General features: G+C 67.4%; 22 protein-coding genes and 1 pseudogene. 11 read left to right on the top strand and 12 right to left on the bottom strand.

All coding sequences use genetic code 11. From position 1 onward, the window contains the following. Positions 1 to 2 precede the first annotated feature (2 nt). The 4 genes from ACWDUN_RS18640 to ACWDUN_RS18625 form a co-directional block, all read right to left on the bottom strand. Entirely contained in the window at positions 3 to 854 is an 852-nt protein-coding gene (locus tag ACWDUN_RS18640; protein WP_449931210.1) for a metal ABC transporter permease, read from the bottom strand. Further along, positions 851 to 1591, bottom strand: coding sequence for a metal ABC transporter ATP-binding protein (locus tag ACWDUN_RS18635; RefSeq protein WP_449931208.1), 741 nt, complete (start codon positions 1589 to 1591; stop codon positions 851 to 853). The genes ACWDUN_RS18640 and ACWDUN_RS18635 overlap by 4 nt, the downstream gene beginning before the upstream one ends. After that, the gene (locus tag ACWDUN_RS18630) at positions 1588 to 2511 is read right to left on the bottom strand and encodes a metal ABC transporter substrate-binding protein (RefSeq protein WP_449931206.1); all 924 of its coding nucleotides are present in this window, start codon (positions 2509 to 2511) and stop codon (positions 1588 to 1590) included. The genes ACWDUN_RS18635 and ACWDUN_RS18630 overlap by 4 nt, the downstream gene beginning before the upstream one ends. A gap of 85 nt (positions 2512 to 2596) precedes the next feature. After that, positions 2597 to 3670, bottom strand: coding sequence for an NAD(P)H-dependent amine dehydrogenase family protein (locus tag ACWDUN_RS18625; protein ID WP_449931204.1), 1074 nt, complete (start codon positions 3668 to 3670; stop codon positions 2597 to 2599). A 78-nt stretch (positions 3671 to 3748) separates the two neighbouring features. Between ACWDUN_RS18625 and ACWDUN_RS18620 the strand changes: the two genes are divergently transcribed. The 5 genes from ACWDUN_RS18620 (at position 3749) to ACWDUN_RS18600 (ending at position 7796) form a co-directional block, all read left to right on the top strand. Then, positions 3749 to 4450: a TetR/AcrR family transcriptional regulator C-terminal domain-containing protein gene (locus ACWDUN_RS18620; protein ID WP_449931202.1), complete on the top strand. Its 702-nt coding sequence runs from the start codon at positions 3749 to 3751 to the stop codon at positions 4448 to 4450. Positions 4451 to 4488: 38 nt separating this feature from the next. After that, a complete protein-coding gene (locus ACWDUN_RS18615; RefSeq protein WP_449931201.1) occupies positions 4489 to 4731 on the top strand; it encodes a hypothetical protein in 243 nt (80 codons plus the stop codon). Positions 4732 to 4739: 8 nt separating this feature from the next. Next, complete coding sequence (locus ACWDUN_RS18610; RefSeq protein WP_449931558.1) at positions 4740 to 5414, top strand: alpha/beta fold hydrolase; 675 nt, start codon at positions 4740 to 4742, stop codon at positions 5412 to 5414. A gap of 73 nt (positions 5415 to 5487) precedes the next feature. Beyond that, positions 5488 to 7299, top strand: a complete 1812-nt coding sequence (locus ACWDUN_RS18605; RefSeq protein WP_449931199.1) for a glycoside hydrolase family 15 protein — start codon at positions 5488 to 5490, stop codon at positions 7297 to 7299. Positions 7300 to 7388: 89 nt separating this feature from the next. Next, the gene (locus tag ACWDUN_RS18600; protein ID WP_449931197.1) at positions 7389 to 7796 is read left to right on the top strand and encodes a RidA family protein; all 408 of its coding nucleotides are present in this window, start codon (positions 7389 to 7391) and stop codon (positions 7794 to 7796) included. Positions 7797 to 7804: 8 nt separating this feature from the next. Here the strand turns inward: ACWDUN_RS18600 and ACWDUN_RS18595 are convergent, their stop codons facing one another. Next, positions 7805 to 9241, bottom strand: coding sequence for a DHA2 family efflux MFS transporter permease subunit (locus ACWDUN_RS18595; RefSeq protein ID WP_449931195.1), 1437 nt, complete (start codon positions 9239 to 9241; stop codon positions 7805 to 7807). A gap of 103 nt (positions 9242 to 9344) precedes the next feature. Next, positions 9345 to 10481, bottom strand: a complete 1137-nt coding sequence (locus ACWDUN_RS18590) for a hypothetical protein (RefSeq protein WP_449931193.1) — start codon at positions 10479 to 10481, stop codon at positions 9345 to 9347. An 89-nt stretch (positions 10482 to 10570) separates the two neighbouring features. Between ACWDUN_RS18590 and ACWDUN_RS18585 the strand changes: the two genes are divergently transcribed. Next, entirely contained in the window at positions 10571 to 11236 is a 666-nt protein-coding gene (locus ACWDUN_RS18585) for a L,D-transpeptidase family protein (protein ID WP_449931191.1), read from the top strand. Positions 11237 to 11245: 9 nt separating this feature from the next. On the opposite strand, the gene ACWDUN_RS18580 is transcribed toward ACWDUN_RS18585, so the two are convergent. Both ACWDUN_RS18580 and ACWDUN_RS18575 read right to left on the bottom strand, forming a co-directional pair. After that, positions 11246 to 12319, bottom strand: a complete 1074-nt coding sequence (locus ACWDUN_RS18580) for a spore photoproduct lyase family protein (RefSeq protein ID WP_449931189.1) — start codon at positions 12317 to 12319, stop codon at positions 11246 to 11248. A 4-nt stretch (positions 12320 to 12323) separates the two neighbouring features. Further along, positions 12324 to 13277 (bottom strand): TIGR03557 family F420-dependent LLM class oxidoreductase, encoded by a 954-nt coding sequence (locus ACWDUN_RS18575; protein WP_449931187.1) that lies wholly within the window; start codon positions 13275 to 13277, stop codon positions 12324 to 12326. 83 nt (positions 13278 to 13360) lie between these two features. Between ACWDUN_RS18575 and ACWDUN_RS18570 the strand changes: the two genes are divergently transcribed. Then, on the top strand, positions 13361 to 13813 hold the full coding sequence (locus ACWDUN_RS18570; protein WP_449931185.1) for a hypothetical protein: 453 nt from the start codon (positions 13361 to 13363) through the stop codon (positions 13811 to 13813). A gap of 3 nt (positions 13814 to 13816) precedes the next feature. Here the strand turns inward: ACWDUN_RS18570 and ACWDUN_RS18565 are convergent, their stop codons facing one another. After that, a complete protein-coding gene (locus ACWDUN_RS18565; protein WP_449931184.1) occupies positions 13817 to 15274 on the bottom strand; it encodes an aldehyde dehydrogenase family protein in 1458 nt (485 codons plus the stop codon). A gap of 10 nt (positions 15275 to 15284) precedes the next feature. Then, positions 15285 to 16673: an NAD(P)/FAD-dependent oxidoreductase gene (locus ACWDUN_RS18560; RefSeq protein ID WP_449931182.1), complete on the bottom strand. Its 1389-nt coding sequence runs from the start codon at positions 16671 to 16673 to the stop codon at positions 15285 to 15287. A gap of 186 nt (positions 16674 to 16859) precedes the next feature. On the opposite strand from ACWDUN_RS18560, the gene ACWDUN_RS18555 reads away from it, so the two are divergent. The 4 genes from ACWDUN_RS18555 to ACWDUN_RS18540 are packed head-to-tail and all read left to right on the top strand — an operon-like array spanning position 16860 to position 20985. Next, positions 16860 to 17483 carry a TetR/AcrR family transcriptional regulator gene (locus ACWDUN_RS18555; protein WP_449931180.1) on the top strand — a complete coding sequence of 208 codons (624 nt, stop codon included), beginning with the start codon at positions 16860 to 16862 and terminating at the stop codon, positions 17481 to 17483. After that, on the top strand, positions 17480 to 18784 hold the full coding sequence (locus ACWDUN_RS18550) for a glycosyltransferase (protein WP_449931178.1): 1305 nt from the start codon (positions 17480 to 17482) through the stop codon (positions 18782 to 18784). Before ACWDUN_RS18555 ends, ACWDUN_RS18550 begins: the two co-directional genes overlap by 4 nt. Before the next feature lie 3 nt (positions 18785 to 18787). After that, the gene (locus ACWDUN_RS18545; RefSeq protein ID WP_449931176.1) at positions 18788 to 20014 is read left to right on the top strand and encodes a glucosamine kinase; all 1227 of its coding nucleotides are present in this window, start codon (positions 18788 to 18790) and stop codon (positions 20012 to 20014) included. Next, positions 20011 to 20985, top strand: coding sequence for an SIS domain-containing protein (locus ACWDUN_RS18540; RefSeq protein WP_449931174.1), 975 nt, complete (start codon positions 20011 to 20013; stop codon positions 20983 to 20985). Before ACWDUN_RS18545 ends, ACWDUN_RS18540 begins: the two co-directional genes overlap by 4 nt. On the opposite strand, the gene ACWDUN_RS18535 is transcribed toward ACWDUN_RS18540, so the two are convergent. Then, the gene (locus ACWDUN_RS18535; RefSeq protein ID WP_449931172.1) at positions 20969 to 22057 is read right to left on the bottom strand and encodes a GGDEF domain-containing protein; all 1089 of its coding nucleotides are present in this window, start codon (positions 22055 to 22057) and stop codon (positions 20969 to 20971) included. The genes ACWDUN_RS18540 and ACWDUN_RS18535 overlap by 17 nt on opposite strands. Positions 22058 to 22199: 142 nt before the next feature. After that, positions 22200 to 22395 (bottom strand): annotated as a pseudogene (locus ACWDUN_RS18530) (lipoyl synthase); the annotation flags it as partial.

Raw genomic sequence — 22395 nt, 5'->3', positions numbered from 1 at the left:
CGTCAGGCCGCGATCTTGCGCAGTCGGGTGGCCAGCAGCCCGTGGTTCGGGCCGAACAGGTAGGCCAGCGTGAAGGCGACGCCGTTGGCCAGCACCACCATCGGTCCGGACGCCGTGTCCAGGTAATAGCTGATGTACAACCCGATCAGCGCGCTGGCCGATGCGATGACGGGCGCGATGATCAGCATCCTGGCGAACCGGTCGGTCAACAGGTAGGCGGTGGCGCCCGGGGTGATCAGCAGGGCGACGACGAGCACCACCCCGACGGCCTGCAGCGCCACGACGGCGGTCAGCGCGAGCAGGCCGAGCAGGGCCGCGCTGAGTATTCGCGGGTTGATACCGATGGCATGGGCGTGGCTGGGATCGAAGGCATAAAGGGTGAAATCGCGCCGCTTGATGATCAGCACGGCCAGCACGATCACACCCAGCACCGCAACCTGGACCAGATCCGACTCGGAGACACCGAGCAGGTTGCCGAAGATGATGTGGTTCAGATCCACCTGACTGGGCGTGACGGATATCAGCACCAGCCCCAGCGCGAACAGGGTCGTGAAGACCACGCCGATGGCGGCGTCCTCCTTGGTGCGACTGGTATCGCGCACCACACCGATGAGTCCCACTGCGGCGAACCCGAACACGATGGCGCCCAAGGCAAACGGTGCACCGACGATATAGGCCAGCACCACGCCGGGCAGGACCGCATGGGACACCGCGTCACCCATCAGCGACCAACCGATCAGCACCAGCCAGCAGGACAGGACGGCGCAGACGACCGAGGCGATCAGCGTGGTCACCGTCGCGCGCACCATGAACTCCAGGCGCATGGGCTCGAGCAGGAATTCGACGAGATTCATCGCTCACCCGTGTCGAGGACGTCGAGACCGAAGGCGCGGGCCAGGTTCTGTGGTTGCAGCACCACGTCGGGGCGGTCGTGCATCAGCACGGTGCGCATCAGCAGGACGGCCTCGTCGGCGAGGTCGGGCAGCGCCCGCAAATCGTGGGTTGAGACCAGGATGGTGGCGCCGGCGCCGGCGAACTCACGCAGCAAGGTGCTGATGGTGGCTTCGCTGCGGGTATCCACACCCGCGAAAGGTTCGTCGAGCAACAACAATTGGGCCTCCTGAGCGATGCAGCGGGCCAGGAAGGCGCGCTTGCGCTGGCCGCCGGACAGTTGCCCGATCTGCCGGTGCCGGTAGTCGGTGAGGTCGACCCGCTCCAACGCCTGTTCGACCGCCTGCTTGTCGGCGCTTCGGGCCCGCCGCATCGGACCCATGTGCCCATAGCGGCCGGTGAGCACGACATCGTGCACCGACAGCGGGAACGCCCAGTCGATGGCTTCGCTCTGCGGCATATAGCCCACCGCGCCGCTCTTGCGGGCCCGCGCCGGATCCGTTCCCTGGATGCGCACCGTTCCGCTGTCGGGGCGTACCAGACCCATGATTGCCTTGAACAGCGTCGACTTGCCGGAACCGTTCATCCCGACCAGACCGCAGACCCGGCCGGGCTGGATCGTCACGTCGGCGTCCTGTAGCGCCGACACCGATCCGTAGCGCACGGTGACCGAATCCACTTGCAGCGCAGGTGTTGTCACGGCACCCGTTCGGCGGTCAGCGCGGTGGCGATGGTGTCGGCGTCGTGGCGGATCAGCTCCAGGTAGGTGGGTACCGGCCCATCGGACTCCGACAGTGAGTCCACGTAGAGCACGCCGCCGAACTCCGCGCCGGTGGCCTCGACCACCCGTTGCATCGGCGCGTCGGAGACGGTGGATTCGCAGAACACCGCCGGCACCCTGTTGGTCCTGACGAAGTCGATGGTCGAGGCGATCTGCTGCGGGGTGGCCTGCTGTTCGGCGTTGACCGCCCAGATGTACTTCTCGGTCAGGCCGGCGTCGCGTGCCAGGTAGGAGAACGCACCCTCGCAGGTGACCAGAGCCCGCTGATCGGGCGGCAGCGCCTGCAGTCGAGCGACCAGGTCATCGTGGACCTGTTGCAGTCGGCCGCGGTAGTTCGCGGCGTTGGCCCGGTAGTCCTCGGCGTGTTCGGGATCGAGTTCGGCGAAGGCCTGCGCCATGTTGTCGGCGTAGATCTGGACGTTGAGCGGTGACATCCAGGCGTGCGGGTTGGGCATGCCCGCGTAGGCGTCGTCGGTGATGTCCACCGGTTGCACGCCGTCGCTGACCATCACGTGTGGCACGTCGACACCGTCGACGAACTGGGCGAACCACGCCTCCAGGTTCAGTCCGTTGTCCAGTATCAGGTCGGCGCCGGCGGCCCTCTTCAGGTCGCCGGGTGTCGGTTCGTAACCGTGGACCTCGGCGCCCGGCTTGGTGAGCGATTCGACCGTCAGATGCTCGCCGGCGATGTTGGTGGCGATGTCGGCAAGCACCGTGAAGGTCGTGAGCACGGTCGGCTTGTCCGAGGACTGCACGCCGGTACCGGACGTGCATGCCGCCGTCAGGGTGGCGACGGCGGCCGCCGCCAGACACCGCGACAACCACGCCCGCCCCGTCACCACATGCCCCGTTTCGCCGAGTCGACTCCAAGATTTCGGTAACCCGAAACCTTAGTGTGGCGTCCTCACATCGGCAAGAAGCGGGTCAACTCCTGGCCGCCGCCACGATGCCGCGCGGCAGGGTGAGCGGCAGGTCCGCATAGGTGACGATGCCGGGTTCGGCGTCGACGACCGCTGCGATGGCGTGGATCGGCGGCATGGCCGTCATGATGTGCCCGAGGACGAAGAAGTCGTCCAGCGTCTTGGCCGAGGCGATCAGATCCGGCGGGGGCAGGAACCCGACCTGCATGTTGACCGTCGGCCGGCCGTCGATGGTGATCTTCCAGCCGTCGCCGTCGATCTGCCAGTCTGGTTTCAGCGTCTGGCCCTTCTTCCACCGGACGTTGACGTCGATCACGACCTGCTCGCCGATCATGCCCCGCCAGCTGGCGGCCACACCGGCGACGTGGCCGGCCGGAATGGTCCAGGACGCCATCGGTAGATCCTCGGTCGTCTCGGCATACTCCGGGACGCAGACGATGTCGTCGAGTTCGACGCCGACCGCGTCGGCCAACAACTGCACGGCCTCGGCGAACACGGCCGTGCCCGTGGCGGCCATCGGTTCCAGGTTCGGGTCGTCGATGGCCACCCCGAAGCCCACCGGACGTTCGGTATCGGGTGAGTCGTACAGCGTGGTGTCCGCGGTCTCGGTGATGGTGATCTTGTCGATGCGGTCGCAGGCCGATGCCGCGACGATGGCCAGCAGCTCGGCGAAGCCCGGACTCACCCCGGAGCCGAAGAGCGTCGATCCGCCCCTGCGGCAGGCCTCTTCGAGACGCGCGCGGCCCTCGCCGAGATTGTGTCCGGTGATGAACGAGGCCGAGGCCACCACGTTGACCCCCGCCGAGAGGATCCGGTCCAGCTCGTCGATGTTGTTCCACATCGGGTTGTAGACGACACAGTCGGGTTTGAGCGCCAGCAGCGCGTCGATGTCATTGGTCGCGGCGACACCGATCGGGTCGATGCCGGCGAGCTCACCGGCATCGCGGCCGACCTTGTCCGGCGACCACGCGTACAGACCGACGAGTTCATAGTTCGGATTCGCGTGCAGCGCCTGCACCGAACTCTTACCGACATTGCCCGTCGTCCACTGGACGACGCGATACGGAGTGTTTGGCATTCGCTCAGCATAGAAAGAGCGGAGCGGACGCGGAGCATTTTCTACCGACCGGCGAAAAACAGCCGCTACGGTGGGTCCATGGACGGTCCCCCCACCACGGATGTGCCGCGCCGTCCGCGGGGTCGGCCACCCAAGATCAGCCGCGAACAGATCGTCGCGGCGACCCGGCGTATCCCTGCCCGGGACCTGTCCATGCAGGCAGTGGCCGATGCCCTCAGCGTCAGCCGCAAGGCGCTGCACTATTACGTGGGCGACCGGCAGGGTCTGTTGTCACTCGTGGTCACCGACCGCTTCGAGGCCGAACTCACCGATGTCGAACTGCCCAGGCATACCGACTGGCAAGCCGTCATCCGCAGTTACGCCCGCGCGTTCCGAGCCGGCCTCGTCCAGATCGGTGTGACCATCGAACACACCCCACTGCAGGGCGCGGGGGCAGCGGCCGCGCTCGGCTTGGCCGAACGCGTCATCGCGGCACTGTTGGACGCCGGATTCGGCGCTGCCGACGCCCGACGGGCGCTGACGGCCGTCGCCGGTATCGCGCAACAGGGCGCACACACCGCACTGATCGCCTCGGCAGGTCAGCACGACTACGGCGCCGAGACCGTCGACGCCCTCGACAGCGTTGCGGCCGAACACTATCCGGCTCTGCGGTCGGTGGTTTCGGGTCCGGCTCCGACGCCGCTGGAGCAGTTCGAGTTCGAACTCGACATCGTCATCGCCGGGATGGCGGTGCTCCTACAACCCGACACGGTCCGCAACCGGTGCCCGATGGATTCCTGAGAGGTTTGGAGCCCGGCCGCAGCGGCTACCGTCCGAAGATGGCTGAATCAGAGACCACCGGGGTCATCGACGAGGTGGCACCCGGGGACATCGTGACGCTCCCGAACCGCGACGGTGCGCACAAGGTGGTGCACAAGGAGCAGGTCGAGAATGGATACCTCGTCACCTTCGAGGTCGACGACGGCGAGACGTTCCAGCTCGAGTTGGCGGCCGGAACGCCGGCCACGCGGACCTTGGAGTCCAAATGGGAATCCGCCCAGAGCCCGACCCCGCATTCGTGAGCGGACCCGTGGACACCGTCGAATACACCGCCGGACGTTTCGCCGATCTCTACGGAGGATCCTCGGCGACGACCGCGTTGCTGTGGCACGGCACGCAGACCGACTCCCGCGCCGCGGTGCGCAACCTGGCCGAGCGGATCGCCGAACGCGGTGTCTCGGTCATCGTGCCGGACTGGGACTCCCATGCGCCCGACGGTGGGCGGTCCGACCTGCTGGCCTCGGCGGCATTCGCCCGTGACCGCGCCGCCGACGGGCGGCTCGTCGTCATCGGCTGGTCACTGGGCGGCGTCGCGGCGGCGGGCCTGACGCTGCGCGCTGCGGAGCTGAACATCCCTGTGACACACACTGTTTGCCTGGGTGGCGCATTCTGGGCCGATGACCCGATCTCGGGCGGGCCGGTACAGTCCGGCGCCCCCTCCGGTGCCGTCCCGACGCCCTTCACGCTGCTGACCGGCGATGCCGACGATGTGGTGCCGGCCTCGGCATCCATCGAGTTCGCCGCGGAACTCCGGGTGATCGGATGGTCGGCCGAGGTGATGGAACTGCGTGCCGACCACGGTTCCATCGCCGGTGCGCGTTACGACGCCGCGGCCGACCGCTACGAGGCGGCCGACGATCCGCAGACCCATGCAGTGGCCGATGCCGTGGCCGAGATGATCGTCGCCAGGACCGAAACCGCCTGACGTCGAAGCGTGCACGTTTAGTCGCAGCGGGTAGCGGGAAAACCGTGCGGGCCCGGCTGTCGAAGGGATCACCGTGTCGGCACCCGAACTCGACCCATCGATGACGAACAACCAGGAAACCCCCTGGCGTACCGACGGATACACCGACCTGCGCAGCTACGCCCCGATCGGCGACGGACGCACGGTGGCCCTGGTGGCCCGCGACGGCGGTATCGACTGGTTCCCACTGCCGCACCTCGATTCGCTTCCGCTATTCGCCGGCATTCTCGACCGGCCCAACGGGGGCAGACTGGAGCTGTGCCCGGTCGAGGAGTTCCGCACCGAACGTAGGTATCTGCCCGGCACCAATGTCCTGGAGACGACGCACATCACCGCGGCCGGGCGGGTACGCGTCACCGACGCACTGAACGTCGGCGCCGATGGGCGATTGCCCTGGACGGAACTGGTGCGCCGAGTCGAAGGACTCGACGGAACGGTGGACATGCGATGGCTGGTCGCCCCGGGTACCTGCTTCAACACTGCATCGCCCTGGACGCGAAAAACACCGCACGGCAGTGTGCTTCGGATCCGAGACCTCACCATCGGCGTCGCGGTCTCCGACGATATGGATCCGGATACGAATGACCAGGCCGTCTGCGGTCGGTTCACCATCGGCGCCGGAGAACGACGTGTGCTGGCGGTGCAGGGCACCCGCGGTGAACCGCTGATGCTGTCACGGGCCGCCGAGATCGACGCCGGACTCGATCGCACCATCGGGGTGTGGCGCAATTGGTCGGAGCAGTTCGCCTGCTCGGAACCATGGCACGAGGCAGTGTGGCGCAGCGTTCTGATGCTGAAGTTGTTGATCTTCAACCCCACCGGGTCGATCGCCGCTGCGGCCACCACATCCCTTCCGGAATCACTTGCGGGAGGCAAGAACTGGGACTACCGCTACGGATGGATCAGGGATGCGGCCTACACGATGTCGGCGCTGCGACGGTTCGGGATCCGCGAGGAGACACATGCCGCGGTCAGCTGGTTGGTGCGAACCGCCCGCAGACACGGCCCGACGATGGGCGTGTTCTTCCGGCTGGACGGCTCGGCACCCGAGCCGGTACGCGAGTACGAGGTTCCGGGCTGGCGCGGGGTGGGGCCGGTGGTCACCGGCAACCGCGCACATGACCAGTTGCAGTTGAGCGTGTTCGCCGACCTGTTCGACACTGTGCGGCTGTACGCGGACAGCGGCCACGTACTCGATACCGAAACCGCGCATCTGCTGACCGAATTCGCCGATCAGGCCTGTGACAGTTGGCGCAGCCGAGACGCCGGTATGTGGGAACTGCCGCACACGCAGCACTACACCAGCTCCAAGATCGGGTGCTGGTACGCGTTGCGGTGCGCGGTGCACCTGGCCGAACTCGGGCAGATGCCCGGTGATCCGCAACGGTGGGCCCGCGAGGCCGAACGCATCCAGGATTGGGTCCACCAGAACTGCTGGTCCGAGGAGCTGGCCGCCTATGAGTGGTATCCCGGCAGCGGCCGGCTCGACGCATCGGTGTTGTTGCACGCGGGAAGCGGATTCGACCGCGGCACGCGGATGTCGGCGACCGTGGACGCGATACGGCGCGACCTCGGTTGCGGAGACTGGTTGTACCGCTTCAGCGGTGCCCGCGAGGACGGCGAGGGAGCCTTTGTGGCGTGCGCCTTCTGGGCGGTGTCGGCATTGCACCATGTCGGCCGCAGCGCCGAGGCCCGCGACCTGATGGATCGGCTGGTCCGGCAGACCAACGACGTGGGTGTGCTGGCCGAGATGGTGGATCCGACCGACGGCTCATTCCTGGGCAATCTGCCGCAGGGGCTGAGCCATCTGGCGCTGATCGGTGCGGCCATGGATCTCGCCGACTGAGACCACTCTCAGCGTCGCGAATTCGCCCTGAGCAGAAGTACGGGATATCCCGTTGCGAACGGTCGAGCCCGTGCGCCAATGTTCTTCGCATGCCTTCTGCCGTCCAGCTGATCCGATCGTCCACCTTGTCCGATGTAGCCGAATACGCCTACGCCGCAACCGCACCCAAGGATGCCCGGTTGATCTTCCTGGCCGGGGCGTGCCCGCTCGATGACGAGGGCGCGACCGTCGCGCCGGGCGATTACGCAACGCAGGCGGCCGCCTGTATCACGACGATGACACGAGCGCTGGGCGAAGCCGGAGCGACCATCGAGGACGTCATCAGCACGCGCGTTCTGGTGGCATCGTCTCGGCAGGAGGACCTGGTGTCCGCATGGGAAGTCGTCCGCGACGCATTCGGCGAGCACGATGTACCCAGCACCTTGTTCGGCGTGACGGTCCTGGGCTACGACGATCAGCTCGTCGAGATCGAAGCCATCGCCGCGGTTGCCGACTGACCAAGGGCTCAGTGCACCGGTGTTCCACCGGCAGGGCTGGGCTGTGATGCGGTGAAGAAGGCCGCGACGACGGCCACCGCACCGATGGCGGCCGCCACCACGAAGGCCGCGTGCACGCCGGGCATGTCCGGCGCGCCGCCCGACTGGGACGCCTTGGCCATCACCGTCACGAACAACGCGGTGCCCGCCGCGCCGGCCACCTGCTGCAGGGTCGTCATGATGGCGCTGCCGTGCGAGTACAGCCGGTCGGGCAACGCACCGAGCGCATCGGTCATCAACGGGGTGAACATCATCGACAGCCCGACCATCATGACCGTCTGCACGACGATCAGTTCCCAGACCGGCGTGGTCGCCGACAGCATCGCGAAACCGCACAGCGCCAGGAACAACAGGATCGATCCGGGGACGACGAGCACCCGCGCACCGTGGCGGTCATACACCCGCCCCACCAGCGGACCCGCCATGCCCATCAGCAGGCCGCCCGGCAGGCTGGTCAGGCCGGCCACCAACGCGCTCTGGCCCAAGACGTCCTGGACATAGAGCGGCACCATGATGATCGCGCCGAACAGGCCCATGAAGCCGATCACGACCAGTCCCACCGACACCGAGAACCGCCGATAGGTGAACGGCCGCAGATCCAAGAACGCCCGGTCCACACGCTGTAAACGCAACTGACGCATGCCGAACAGGACCATCGCCACGGCACCGGCCGCCAGCGGAATCCAGGCCGGGATGCCCTGACCGCCGTGGCCGCCGAGTTCGGAGAGCCCGAACACCAGTCCGGCGAAGGCGACCGCCGACAGCGGTACCGAGACGGGATCGATCGGGTTGGGCCGTTCGTTGTCGTCGGCCACCCGCAACCAGAGCGTCCCGGCCACGAGGCCCACCACGGCGATGGGCAGCACGATCCAGAACATCCACCGCCAGTTCAGCGAGCCGAGGATGAAGCCGGACAGCGTCGGCCCGACCGCCGGCGCCACGGCGATGACGATCGAGATGGTGCCCATCGTCTGGCCGCGGCGTTCGGCGGGGATCAGTTTCATGACCGTCGTCATCAGCAGCGGGACCATGACGGCGGTACCGCACGCCTGCACGATCCGCCCCCCGAGCAGGACCGCGAATCCGGGTGCCAGCGCCGAGATCAACGTGCCCGCACAGAACATCGACATCGCGGCGGTGAAGATGGCCCGAACCGAAAACCGTTGTAGCAGCGAGCCGGACATCGGGATGACCACGGCCATGGTCAACAGGAAACCGCTGGTCAGCCACTGCGCGGTGCGCGCGGCGATGTCCAGGTCGATGATCAGCACGGGCAACGCCACACTCATGATCGTCTCGTTGAGGATCATGACGAATGCCGAGAAGACGAGCAGCGCGATGATGACACCGGCACTCGGCGCTGCCTTCGTCACCGCCCTCGTGCGGGTGGTCGGCCCGGTACTCATGCACACTCCCTGGATCACCGCACTTTGTTAGTGCGGCTACCCAGGGTAGGCGCGTGCGCGGTGGTCGGGAAATCCAATTTCCGACGTCGGTGGATGAGCTTGGTCACCTGATGGTGGCGTGATACCGATGGCGGGCGGCGATGGCCAACTCCATCTCGGTGAGCAACGGGTCCAGGAACTCCCTGCGGTACTCGCCGTCGCCAACGGCGCGCACGCTGACGTACATGAAGGTCAGCGCCGTCAGGAAGGCCGTCATATGCAGATGGGCGACCGACACCGGCAGCGTCATGTCGAACCAGACGCTCTGCACCGGGGCGCCACCGGTCAGCTTGTCGGAAACCGCCGGATTCAACACGATGAGACCCAACGTGAAGAACACCGCGCCCGTCACGCAGGCCAGCACCACCATCTGCGTCACCTGTGACATGGTGACCACCAACACCAGGTTCACCCGCTCACCGAAGCGCAGTGGCCCGCCCTCGGCCCGTTCGGACATCTCGGCGAACGGGGTCTCCGCGAGGTCGACCTCGTCCGGGTCGGTCGGGGCACCGGCGGTGGCCGGCCCGAGCGCGTCGACGACGCCGGAGACGATGAACGCGGTCGCGATGAGCGCAAGAAATCCGACCAGCAGACCCATGCGCAGCGCGTCGAGATCGGCAGCGATGCTCCACACGTTGCCGTTGAAGAACACCAGCACGGTCAACAGCACCACCGGCAGCGCCCGCACCATCAACCGGCCCGCAGACCGCAACTGCCCCAGCGTCACCCGCGCCGACCATCCCAGGATGGATCCGATCCCGGTACCGGTCGCCAGCACGATGAGCGCGACGATGACGAGGTCGGTGACGGTGTCGGTCAGTGCCGCGGCCGTGTCGTCGCCGTACCAGTCCGAGGCGACACCCACGGCCACCGCGATCACCGCGGCGGCCCATCGCCCGCGAGGGCCGAACAGCCGTGCCACACCGTAGCCCGCGAGCACCATCGCGGCGGGAATCGCTGCCAGGACAAGCAAAGCCAGCCATTGGGCCGGTGACGGATCCGCATCGGGAGCGACGTCCCTACCGCCCGAGGCGACCGTGGCCACCAGGCTCAGCACCATCAGGACCGCCCAGGCGACCAGTGCCGGCGCCGACCTCGGCACGACGCGCCGCCACCGGGCGCTCGTGGTGAGCGCCGACGGCAGACCGCGCCGCAGGAACCAGCGATCGGCGTCCCGCATCATGTCGGCGTTCGGGGGCATGCGTCCAAAACTATCCGGCACGGACCGTCGGCGCGGTGGTTACTGTGGAGCATCCACCGACGCCGGTGCGGGGAAAGGGATGGTCGCCGATGCCCAGCTGGTATACGCGCGTTCTCACGGGTGGGACGTCACTGCTCGTCGGCATGTCGGCGGCCGGATGCAGCGATTCCGCGCCGCAGGCGCTCGCCGGTGAGCAACTGATCATGGTGTCGGCGCCGCAAGCGGATTCGGCCGTCGGCACGCTGACCGCCTATGAGCGCAGCAGCGGCGCCGAGTGGCGGACCGTGCTCGGTCCCACCCCTGCCGATCTCGGCGAGTTGGGGGTCGGCGAACCGCAGGATGACGTCTTCCGCACGCCGGTCGGCACCTTCCCCTTGGGCCCGGCGTTCGGGCGCGAACCGAATCCCGGCACCGCGTTGCCCTACACCCGCGTGGACGGCAACGACTGGTGGGATGAGGACGTCGATTCCGCGACCTACAACACCATGGTGCGCTCGGCGACCAAGCCGTCCGATGACGCCGAGAACCTGGGGCGCTCGGGTGTCATCTACGACTATGCCGTGTTGGTCGACCACAACCCGCAGCGGATTCCGGGGCATTCGGCGGGCATCTTCGTCCACGTCACCGATGGCGAGCCGACCTGGGGCTGTATCGCGATCGATCGGGATGACATGCGCACACTGGTCGAATGGCTGGACCCGGCCGCCGCACCACGCATCACCATCGGTGTGGGCCCGCAGCGGCCGCCCACCTGAGGCCTCCGATCAGAACGCGTACCGGATCCGGCAGCTCGGCAGCTTCTCGCCGATCAGGTCGGTGAGCTGGGCCACCCACCGCCCCTTCCACGCGGTCTTGTAGCGCACATTCCACTGACCGCTCTGGCTGCGTTTGGACTGCTGCAGATCGGGACGCCACAGCAGCTCTTCGGCTTTCGGATGCCAGCCCATGTTGACCTGGTGCAGCGCCTCGTTGTGCGTCAGGAAGATCACCTCGGCGGCGAGCTGGGACTTGGTCCGCTCATTGGTGCCGTCGGCGATCTGCTCCAGCAACTCGGCCCAGTCCGCGAGCCAGTTCTCGTGCACGACGACCGGACTGAAGTTCAGGTGCACCTCATACCCGGCATCGACGAAATCGTCGATGGCGGCTATCCTCTCGGCGATCTTGGAGGTGCGCACGTCGACCAGTTTTGATGTCGCCGCCGGCATCACACTGAACCGCACCCGGGTGCCGCCGCGGGGCTCGTACTCGAGCAGCCGGCGGTTCACCAGTTTGGTGGCGAAGCTGGCCTTGGCGTTGGGCAGGCGGGCGAACAGTTCCACCAGATCCCGCACGTTGTCGGACACCAGATCGTCGACGGAACAGTCACTGTTCTCACCGACGTCGTAGACCCAGTCGACCGGATCGCATTGATTGGGCACGGTTTTGGGCCCCTGCCGTGCCGCGTGCCGCTCCAGGTATCCCAAGATCTTCTCGATGTTGGCGAAGACGGTGATGGGGTTGGCGTAGCCCTTGCGCCGCGGCACATAGCAATACGAGCACGCCATGGCGCAACCGTTGGCGGTCGACGGTGCTATCCAGTCGCTGGAGCGTTCGTTGCGGCGCGCGGACAGGCTCTTCTTCTCCCCCAGCACCAGCACTTCCTGCTTGATCCGCACCCAGTCCTCGACGTTGCCGGCGTTGCCGTAGAGTCCAGGGATCCCCTGATGCGACGGCACCTCGATGCGCTCGGCATCGGAGAAGCGGTCCAAAACCTCACGGGCACGCGAAAATCGCTCGATATCGGGTTCCAGGTAGATCCGTTTGACATCGAGGAGGCGGTCGGCAAGGTCCGCGGGCATGGCGCTAGCGCAGCTGCGGCAGCACGTCGCGTTGCCAAGCCGCGAAGAACCCGTCCATGTCCGGGCCCATCTGCGAGACGTACACCTCGTCGATATCGGCGTCGAGGTACTGCCGGACCTGGGCCACATGCTTGTCCACATCCGGTCCGCAGGCCACCGAGTCGGCGATGTCCTGCTTGGGCACCAGCTGCTGCAGCGCGGCGAAATCCTTCGGCCGCGGCAGGATCTGGGCGGTCTGGCCGGGCAGGCCCTGATTGCCCCAGATCCGGTGCGCGGTGTCGACCGCGGCATCGGCGTCGGCATCCCAGCACACCTTGGTGCCGGCCTGCACCGGCTTGTCGCCGCCGCCGGACTCGCGGAACTTCTTGACCAACTCGGCCTCGGGGGTGACCAGCACATAGCCATCACCGATCCGGCCGGCGAGTTCGGCGCCCTGCGGGCCGAAGCCGGAGACATAGATCGGCAGCGGCTGTTCCGGACGGGTGTAGATACGCGCCTCCTGCACTTCGTAGTGCAGCCCGTGATGGCTCACCTCGTCACCGCGCAGCAGCAGACGGATGACGTCGACAGACTCCTCGAGCATCTCCTGACGGACACCGACCGACGGCCACGGGTCACCGAGGACATGCTCGTTGAGCGCCTCGCCGCTGCCGACGCCCAGGATGAACTTGCCCTCCAGCTGGACCGCGGCGGTCGCAGCCGCCTGGGCGATGATCGCGGGATGTATCCGGATGGTCGGGCAGGTCACCGCGGTCGACACCGGCAGCGAGGTGGCCTCCGACAGGGCGCCGATGATGCCCCAAACGAACGGACTCTGCCCCTGTTCGTCGTTCCATGGATGGAAGTGGTCTGAGATCCAGAGTGCGTCGAAACCCGCATCCTCAGCCCGTTTGGCCTGGTCAACGAGCTCTTTGGGGGTGAACTGTTCACACGAGAGGAAGTATCCGATCTTTGCCATGGCGCAGGACTACCCAGCCGCGGCGCGTTTACTCCCGACCCGGCACCGGGTAACCGGTGCGTCAACCGAAGGAGGTCAAGGACATGCGAACCGGAAAGCACGCGCGGCGTACGCCGTACAGCACGACGATCAGCCTGACGATCTCCTTCGCCGTGGCGTTCGCTGCCGTGGTGACCGCGCTCGTGATGAACTTGGTCGGCTCGCAAGAGTCGGCCCGTCCACATGAACCCGCCCCGAGCCCCGTGGTGAACGCGGTGCAACCGGTGATGCAGGAGGGTCGGTTGATCGCGGTCTCACCCACGTCGCTGACCGCGATGGGCGCCGACGGCGTGGCCCGTACATTTCTCATCGACGGTCAGACGCACGGCATCACCGCGGCCGGAAGCCAGATCGGCGGTACGTCCACTGCCTTCTCGGTGAACGACGAGGTGTCGATCATCGGCGTGGCCCGCGGTGGGGACAAGGTGGCCACGACCGTCGTGCACCGGGAGGCGACGAACCTGAACGGCCCGCCGATGGACTACGCCCTGCCCTGACGGTCAGGAGGGGCGAAACGAGTCGTGCGCGGCGCGCGGTGCGTGTTTGACCATGATGTGTCGTGCCACTGTGTATTCGGCGACTGCCGTCTGACTCATGTCCTTGCCGAACCCGCTGGCCTTGACGCCGCCGTGCGGTGCCTCCGAGGCGATCGGCAGATGGTCGTTGACCCAGGTGACACCGGCATCGATGGCATGCGCGACGCGCAGTGCACGGGCCACATCGGTGGTCCACACCGAGGACGCCAGGCCGTAGCGGCAATCGTTGGCCAGACCGATGGCCTCGGACTCATCGCCGAACGGCAGCGCCACCAGCACCGGCCCGAACACCTCGTCCTGCACGATCTCGCTCGCCTGCGCGGCACCGGTGATCAAGGTGGGCGGATAGTACGCGCCGTCACCGGTCGGCAGCATCCCGCCGCAGCGCACTGCCGCACCCGCGGCGACGGCCCGCTCGACGAAACCGTGCACCGCGGCGCGGTGCTCGACGCTGATCAGCGGTCCGATATCGGTGGCCGAATCGTGTGGGTCACCGACGCGAATCCGCTTGAAGGCCACCGTGATCCGCTCGACCAGCTGGTCGTACACCGATTCGTGGGCGTATACCCGAGTGGCGGCCGTGCAGTCCTGTCCTGAGTTGTACGTCGCCCCCATCGCGATACCGTGTGCAGTGGCGTCGAGATCGGCGTCGGCGAACACCAGGCACGGTGCCTTGCCGCCCAGTTCGAGGTGCACCCGAGCCCCCCGAACTGCGGCCGCCGACATCACCTGACGCCCGGCGCGCGTCGATCCGGTGATCGAGATCAATTGCACCCGTTCGTCGGACACCAGCGCTTGCCCGATTTCGTCACCACCGGTGACGACCTCCAGGACTCCGGGCGGGATGCCGGCCTCGACGGCGAGTTCGGCGATGCGCAGCGTACTGGTCGGTGTGCCGGGGGCCGGCTTGATCACCATGGTGTTGCCGGCGGCCAGCGCCGGCCCGATCTTCCACAGCCCCATGATCATCGGGAAGTTCCACGGCGCGATGCCCACCACCGGGCCCACCGCTCGGCGCACGATCATGGACGTATAACCCTGACTGAGCACACCGGCGCCGGTCTCGTCGAGTGAACGTCCCGCGCCGGCGAAGAAGCGCAGATTGTCGGTGCCGAAGGGTAATTCGCCATCCCGGAAGACCGGCACCGGCTTGCCCGTCTCGGCGACCTCGATGGCGGTGAGTTCGTCGGCATGGTCGTCGATGAGGTCTGCCCACCGCAGCAGTACACGGGCGCGTTCACCGGCGGTGTGCCCCGACCATGCCGCGAATGCCTCGGCCGCCGCACCGACGGCCTGTGTCGCCTCGGCGACGGACGCCTCGGTGACGGTGGCGCTCGGCTGTCCGTTGGACGGGTCCACCAGCATCCGCTCGCCACCGGAGCCCGGGACGCGCCGGCCCCGGTGGAATCGTCCTGCGGTCATGACTGTCTCCTCAGCTGTTGAAGCCCACACCGAATCGGTCCATGGCGCGCAAGAGCAGTCCCCTGCGGCCGGTTTCGTCCTCGCGTGCCAGCGCCGCGCGGGTCAGTTCCACCGCCGGCCAGCGCAGTGGCTCGGGCGGGAAGGGCACGGCGGCACCGGTGGCTGCCTTCAACCTGGTCCGCTCGGTGACCCGTCCGGCCAGCAGGTCGAGGGCGACGCGGGCACCGAATCGGGTCGAGGCGACACCCAATCCGGTGAATCCCACCGCGTAGGACAGCCGTCCGCCGAATGCGGTGCCGAAGATCGGGGTGAAGCGGGTGGTGGTGTCGATGACCCCGCCCCAGCGATGGGTGAACGGCACATCGGCCAGTTGCGGGAAGGTCTCCCGGAAGTGTTGTGCCAGCCGGCGATGCGAGGCGTTCCGCAGTTCCAGCTTCGCGTCGACGGCGTTGCCGAAGTGGTAGATGGCGTCGTAGCCGCCCCAGAGGATCCGGTCGTCGCGGGTTCTGCGGAAATAGTGGAACTGGTTGCCGGCGTCGGTGAGACCCTGGTTCTGCGCCCAACCGATGGACTCCCGTTGCGCGGCGGTCAACGGTGCGGTGGCCAGCACATAGTCGTAGACCGGCAGGATCCAGGCGCGTAACCGGCGCAGCAGCGGCCGGTAGGCATTGGACGCGAGGAGTACCCGGGCGGTCTCGACCTCGCCGTGCGGACTGCGCACGACCAGGGCAGTACCGCACCGTGCGATCCCGGTCGCCGGCGATCCCTCGAAGATGTTGGCACCCAGCTGTTCTGCGACGCGGCGCAGTCCGAGCGTGAGCGCCATCGGATCGATCAGGCCGCCGCGCATGATGCGTAGTCCGCCGAGGAAGGCCGGCGAGTGGATGTCGGCGCGGATCTCGTCGCGGCCCAGAAACGACACCTCTTCCCCGCGGCGTTCATAGGTTTGTACGGCCCTGCGCAGCGACTCGTAGTCGTGCGGGGTCCTGGCCAAGGTGGTCTTGCCGACCAGTCGCAGATCGGCGTCGATACCGTGGCGGTGCACGAATTCGGCGATCTGCGCGACGTTCTCCCGGCCCAGGCGTTGCAGTTCGTCGAGTTCGTCGGACCACATCGCCTCACCGTGCGCGACACCGCGGGTCAGCGATTCGGAGACGAAACCACCGTTGCGTCCCGAGGCGCCCGAGCCCACCCAGTCCTGCTCGAGCACCACGACACGGCGGTCAGGGTCCTCGGTGAGCGCTTCGATGGCCGCCCACAGTCCGGTGTAGCCGGCGCCGACGATGACCAGATCGGCGCGGGCGCGTCCGGTCAGCGGCTCGGTGCGCGGCCCCGTCGCCGCCCCGTCCCACCAGACCGGCCGCGGCTCGGCATCGCGTAGTTCATCGGCGGGTCTCATGGGGTGCTCCGGTGTCGGTGACGGCTGATGGGCAATAGTTGCATGTAGTTTCAACTATCGCGCCTCATATAAGCGCATGTAGCGGCGATTGTCGATGTAAAACCTGAGTAACTGTTCAAGTTTTTCAACCAGATGGTCGCACGATCTGGCACAGTGAGGCACGACATGACGGAAGGAGGATGCCCGGTGCCCGTCAGCCGCACGGAACGGCGCGCAAACCTGCTGAACGCCGCTCAGCGCGCGGTGATGAAGCATGGCGCCGATGTGCAACTCAACCAGGTGGCCGCCGAGGCGGGCCTGACCTCCGGCGCGGTCCTCTACCACTTCCCCGATGTGCAGACGCTGCTGGTCGAGGCCAATCGCGCCGGGATGGAACGCTTCTACGACGATCGGTTGCGCGCCATCGAGGGCATCTCCGAACCCGACCGCCGACTTGTCGTCACCATCGAATCCGGGCTCCCGGTGGATTCCGACGATCCGGCGGTGAAGCTGTTGTGCGAACTGGGTGGTGCCGCGGGCCGCTATCCGACCTACGGCGTGCTGCTGACCGCACTGTTCGACCGGCAGGTGGCCATGTATCAGGTGATCCTGGAATCCGGTGCCGCACAGGGCGTCTTCACCTTGGCATCGCCGTCGCTGAGCATCGCCCGCAATATCGTCGCGCTCGAAGATGCCTACGGGTATCGCATGGTGGCACGCCACCCCAGCCTCGATGCCGACGCATCGACCGAACTGATCCTCGACTACGCACGGGTGGCGACCGGTCACCGGTTGCCACGCACGGAGCATGGTGAAAGGAAGAAACGATGAGTGAAGCCCTGACGATCATGTTCTGGCCGGAGTCGGCCTACGGTCCGACCAATCAGTGCATCGGCGTCGCCGCCAAGCTGCGTGAACGTGGTCACCGCATCGTGTTCGCCGCCGAATCCTCCTGGGCCGGAAAGATCGCCCGATACGGGTTCATCGAGGAACTGGTCGATCTCGCCGAACCCGGCGCCGATGACGCCGACGCCGACGCCGGGCAGTTCTGGACCGATTTCATTTCCGAGACCGCACCCGAGTTCGCCAAGCCGACCATCGAGCAGCTCGAGACGTTCATCGCGCCGACCTTCCAGGCACTCATCGACGGCGCCAAGTACTGCGAGCCGCGACTGCGTCAGATCATCGCCGAACATCAACCGGACGTCATCGTCGAGGACAATGTCATCCTGTTCCCCGCATTGACCACCGCGGGCAAACCGTTCGTGCGCTTCATCTCCTGCAGTCCGCTGGAGGTACCGGGACCCGATGTGCCACCGCCGTTTTCGGGTCTGCCCAGTGACGACCGGTCCGGCTGGGACGGGTACCGAGCCGAGTTCGACCGCGTGCTCCGCCCGATGTGGGAGGACTTCGACGGATGGGTCCGGGCGCAGGGCGCACCGGCGCTGCCCGAGCTGGAGTTCATGCCGCGTGACAATGCCGCCACCATCTACATCTACCCCGCCGAGGCCGATTACACCGACCGCCGCACCCTCGACGATTCCTGGACGCGCGTCGACTCCAGCATCCGGGAGACCGACGAGGAGTACGAACTTCCCGCCGCGATGGCCGATCGTCCGGCCGGCAGCGCCCTGGTCTACCTGTCGCTCGGGTCGCTGGGTGCCGCCGATGTCGCGCTGATGCAACGACTCGTCGATGTGCTCGGCCGCACACCGCACCGCTTCATCGTCAGCAAGGGGCCCCAGGCCGACCGGATCACGTTGGCCGAGAACATGGTCGGCGCGCAGATGCTGCCGCAGACCAGGATCATCCCGCTGGTCGACGCCGTCATCTCCCACGGCGGCAACAACACCACCACCGAGTCACTGCACTTCGGGAAGCCACTGATCGTGCTGCCGTTGTTCTGGGACCAGTACGAGAACGCCCAGCGCATCGACGAACTCGGCCTCGGCGTGCGACTGGACACCTATCACTTCGCCGACGCCGAGCTGACCGGCGCGCTGGACCGCATTCTCGCCGATGACGACATGCGGCAACGGGTCGCCGAGATCGGCGCGAAGATCCGGGAGCGGGACGGTCTGAAACTCGCCGCCGATGTCATCGAACGCGTCGGCCGCGCGCACCGCGCCTGAGCCGTGGAATCCGATACGACCGATCCGCTCGCGCACCCGGTGGATCTGCTGGTGCTCGGGGATCGGCACGCGCTTGCCATCGTCGACCGGGACGGAACGCTTTCGGCGGTCCCGGCCATCACCGACGGGGACAGATGGTGGCGGGCAACGGCCGGCGACGGCGCCGCCGAGGCGCTGCTCGGGTTGATCGTCGGCACGCCCGGCCGGGCGACCCAGGGACGGTTCGAGGTGGTCTCCTGGGCCACCGGCCGCACACCCGACGGCGAGCGGCCGGTGACCGTCGATCAGACCAACGAATCGGTGATCGTCGGAGATACCGCGGTGGTGAAGTGGTCGACGCATCTGGACAGCGGTCCGCATCCGGCGCCGCGTCGACTGACCGTGCTGACCGCGGCCGGTTTCACCGCGATGCCCACCCCGTGGGGCATCGTCACCTGGACCCCCGACGGCGGGACCGAGACGCTGGTGGCGACCGTCACCGGCTACCTGCCCGGCGCCGTCGACGGGTGGACCTGGGCGGTGGATCTGTTCAAGACCGCCGCCCGCACCGGTGACCGCACACCGATCGCACGCATCTGCGCGACGCTGGGCGAGGTGGTCGCGGATCTGCATGCCGCGCTGGCCGCCACGACCGGCACGGCGACGGTCACCGACGCGGAACGCTGGCGCGACAACGCGTTCGCGACGCTGACCGCGGCGCGCGAACTGGCCGCTCCCGTGACCGCCGACCTGCTGACCGACCGTGCCGAGACCATCACCGCGACGCTGCGCACACTGGGCGATCTGGCCGGCACCCCGGTCATCGAGGCGCACGGCGATCTGCACGTCGGGCAGCTGCTGCGGTCCGGGGAAACGCTGGTGATCACCGATTTCGACGGCAACCCCGTGCTGCCACCGACCGAGCGGATGCTGCCGGTGCCGGCCGCGGTGGATCTCGCCGGCATCCTGCAGTCACTGTCGCATGTCGCCATCGTCGCCGCCCACCGCAGCGAACTCGGACCGGAGACTCTCCGCCCGGTCGAGACGGTCGCCCGCGACGCGCTGTACGAGGCATACCTGTGCCGGCTGACCGAGACCGGGCATGCCGATCTGCATGTCGCCCAAGGTCTGACCGCGCTGCGCCTGCAGCAGGTGCTCCGCGAGATCGTCTATGCCGGACGTCACCTGCCGCGCTGGATGTACGTACCCGATGCGGCGTTACCCGCCCTCCTGGATGAGATGAGCCGATGAACCCCGACGCCTTCGCCGCCGACCTGGCCCGCAAACCCGACGTGCTCGCCACGCTGGCCGGGTCCCTGGCCCGGCACAACCCGTGGTCGACGGTGGTGCCGGACACGCCGGCGCGCATCGTCTTTCTGGGCATGGGCTCCTCGGCCTACGCCGGCGGTGTGGCCGCGGCACGCCTGCGTGCGCGGGGCGTCTGCGCGGTGTCCGAGATCGCATCCTCGGAGTTGCTACCCGTGTGGGGACCCGACACCCTGGTGGTGGCGACCTCGGCATCGGGCGGATCGGTCGAGACGCTGGACGCGCTGGATCGTCTGGACCCCGCGGCAAGCACGGTGGCCCTCACCAACACCGTCGACTCCGCGATCACCGCACGCTGCGATGCCACCGTCGATCTGGCCGCCGAGCCCGAGGCAGGCGGCGTGGCCTGCCGCAGCTATCAGCACACCCTGGCGCTGCTACTGGCGCTGGAATGCCAGGTGACCGGCGCGCCCGCCACGGATCTCGTGGCGTCCATCGACGCTGCGGCGCGCGCCACCGACACGCTGCTGTCCACCGAGGACGACTGGCGCCCCGAGATCTCCGAGCACCTGCTCGGTCCGGACGAGACACATCTGTGCGCCCCGGCGCACCGGCTGTCCTCGGCCCAGCAGGGCGCCCTGATGTTGCGGGAGGGTCCACGCCGGTCGGCCATCGGTTGCGAGAGCGGCGACTGGAGCCACGTCGACGTCTATCGCACCAAGAACACCGATCTGCGGATGTTGGTCTTCGCCGGCTCGAAATGGGAGGCGCAGATGGCCGAGTGGACCGGTCCGCGCCACACGCGTGTCGTCGGCGTCGGCGGTGCAGTGCCCACCGCCGTCACCTCGGTGCGTTATCCCGGCGACGATGTCGACGACGTCCGATTGCTCACCGAAACCCTGGTGCCCGAGCTGGTGGCGGCCCGGGAGTGGCAGCGCGTCAGCCGGCTGGGCTGAACACCTCGACACGATCTCCGCCGGCCCACTTGGCTGCGTACAAGGCCTTGTCCGCGTCGGCCAGCAGCCGATCCGTCAGGGCGATCGCATCGACGGAGGCTCCCGGCGTCACACCGGCGGCGATACTGAAACTGGCGGTGAACTCCGTGCGGGCGGAGACGAACTCGGCCCTGAGCCGCTGGGCGATGCGTTCGGCATCCGTGACGTCGCAGAGCGTCACCATGGCGAACTCCTCGCCACCGATGCGCGCGATCACCGCATCGTCCGGGCATACCCGGCGCAGGGTCTGAGCCAGGGTGATCAGCACATGATCGCCGGTGGCGTGGCCGCGCGTGTCGTTGATGGTCTTGAAGTCGTCGATGTCGAGCATCGTCAGGCAGAAGGACGTCCGTCCCTCGGAGTTGTTGGCGAGCTGTCGGACGGCGCGGACCAGACCGCGCCGATTGGCCAGACCCGTCAGTGGATCGATATCGGATTCGACGGCCGCGTCGCCGAGCAGCTGGACCAGTATGCGAATCGACATCGGCACGACGATGACCGATGCCAGCCGCAGCATCCCGTCGGCCAGGCCGTCGGCGCCGTCCCCGGTCAGCCCCGCCGTCACCATGCGCAGGCCGATCGGGATGATCGCCAGGATCAGCACCACCGTCAAATGGGGCAGGGTGTGCACACACGCCACATAACTGGCGGTCAGCGCGAACGCCAATGTGATGGTGGCGGGCTTGTTTTCGAGCACGTACAGCACGCTGTTCACCGCGATGCTGGCGTTGAGGATCACCACGATGATCTTCGATTGCCGGTGGGTCGGCCAGGCGATCAGCCACCAACAACCCAGGACGAGTGCGATCGCGCCGCAGACGGCGGTCACGATCTGGGTGGCGAATCCGGTGACCCCCTGCCCGCCGACGATCATCAGGATCGGCCACGCGCCGATCGCCATGCACGCTGCCGCGACCCCCAGCCGGGTGAGCCGTCCGTACCCGCTGGACTCGACCAGTTGGACCACGAAGTCATACCGATCCGGCTGACGCCACCAGCTCGCCATGCCGGCGGGCAGACCGGTACGCCGCACGAACCCTCCCTCTCACCGCCTGTCCCCAGCAGCGGTCCCGCCATTGCACCATGATGCAGGCACCGTCTTCACGGTATCCAGGAATGGTTTCGAAGCAGGAAATTGCGATCCGTCGATCAGCGGCCGGCGGCCACGCACGCAGCTATGCGCCGGCGGCGGCTCTGACCCGTGCGGCCTCGGCGTACAGCTTGCCGGCGCGGTAGGAGGAACGCACCAACGGTCCGGCCAGTACCCCGAGGAAGTCGATGCTGGTGGCGTACTCGGAATGCTCGACGAACTCCTCGGGGCGCACCCAGCGCTCGACGGGATGATGGCGCGGGGAGGGCCGCAGGTACTGG

Source organism: Mycobacterium sp. NPDC003323, assembly GCF_053589535.1.
This window is presented reverse-complemented; position numbering and strand designations above follow the sequence as displayed.

Excerpts from the sequence above, each read along its gene's own strand:
- ACWDUN_RS18640 (WP_449931210.1), bottom strand. The coding sequence starts at position 854 with ATGAATCTCGTCGAATTCCTGCTCGAGCCCATGCGCCTGGAGTTCATG.
- ACWDUN_RS18625 (WP_449931204.1), bottom strand. The coding sequence starts at position 3,670 with ATGCCAAACACTCCGTATCGCGTCGTCCAGTGGACGACGGGCAATGTC.
- ACWDUN_RS18620 (WP_449931202.1), top strand. The coding sequence starts at position 3,749 with ATGGACGGTCCCCCCACCACGGATGTGCCGCGCCGTCCGCGGGGTCGG.
- ACWDUN_RS18615 (WP_449931201.1), top strand. The coding sequence starts at position 4,489 with ATGGCTGAATCAGAGACCACCGGGGTCATCGACGAGGTGGCACCCGGG.
- ACWDUN_RS18600 (WP_449931197.1), top strand. The coding sequence starts at position 7,389 with ATGCCTTCTGCCGTCCAGCTGATCCGATCGTCCACCTTGTCCGATGTA.
- ACWDUN_RS18595 (WP_449931195.1), bottom strand. The coding sequence starts at position 9,241 with ATGAGTACCGGGCCGACCACCCGCACGAGGGCGGTGACGAAGGCAGCG.
- ACWDUN_RS18590 (WP_449931193.1), bottom strand. The coding sequence starts at position 10,481 with ATGCCCCCGAACGCCGACATGATGCGGGACGCCGATCGCTGGTTCCTG.
- ACWDUN_RS18585 (WP_449931191.1), top strand. The coding sequence starts at position 10,571 with ATGCCCAGCTGGTATACGCGCGTTCTCACGGGTGGGACGTCACTGCTC.
- ACWDUN_RS18580 (WP_449931189.1), bottom strand. The coding sequence starts at position 12,319 with ATGCCCGCGGACCTTGCCGACCGCCTCCTCGATGTCAAACGGATCTAC.
- ACWDUN_RS18575 (WP_449931187.1), bottom strand. The coding sequence starts at position 13,277 with ATGGCAAAGATCGGATACTTCCTCTCGTGTGAACAGTTCACCCCCAAA.
- ACWDUN_RS18570 (WP_449931185.1), top strand. The coding sequence starts at position 13,361 with ATGCGAACCGGAAAGCACGCGCGGCGTACGCCGTACAGCACGACGATC.
- ACWDUN_RS18565 (WP_449931184.1), bottom strand. The coding sequence starts at position 15,274 with ATGACCGCAGGACGATTCCACCGGGGCCGGCGCGTCCCGGGCTCCGGT.
- ACWDUN_RS18560 (WP_449931182.1), bottom strand. The coding sequence starts at position 16,673 with ATGAGACCCGCCGATGAACTACGCGATGCCGAGCCGCGGCCGGTCTGG.
- ACWDUN_RS18550 (WP_449931178.1), top strand. The coding sequence starts at position 17,480 with ATGAGTGAAGCCCTGACGATCATGTTCTGGCCGGAGTCGGCCTACGGT.
- ACWDUN_RS18540 (WP_449931174.1), top strand. The coding sequence starts at position 20,011 with ATGAACCCCGACGCCTTCGCCGCCGACCTGGCCCGCAAACCCGACGTG.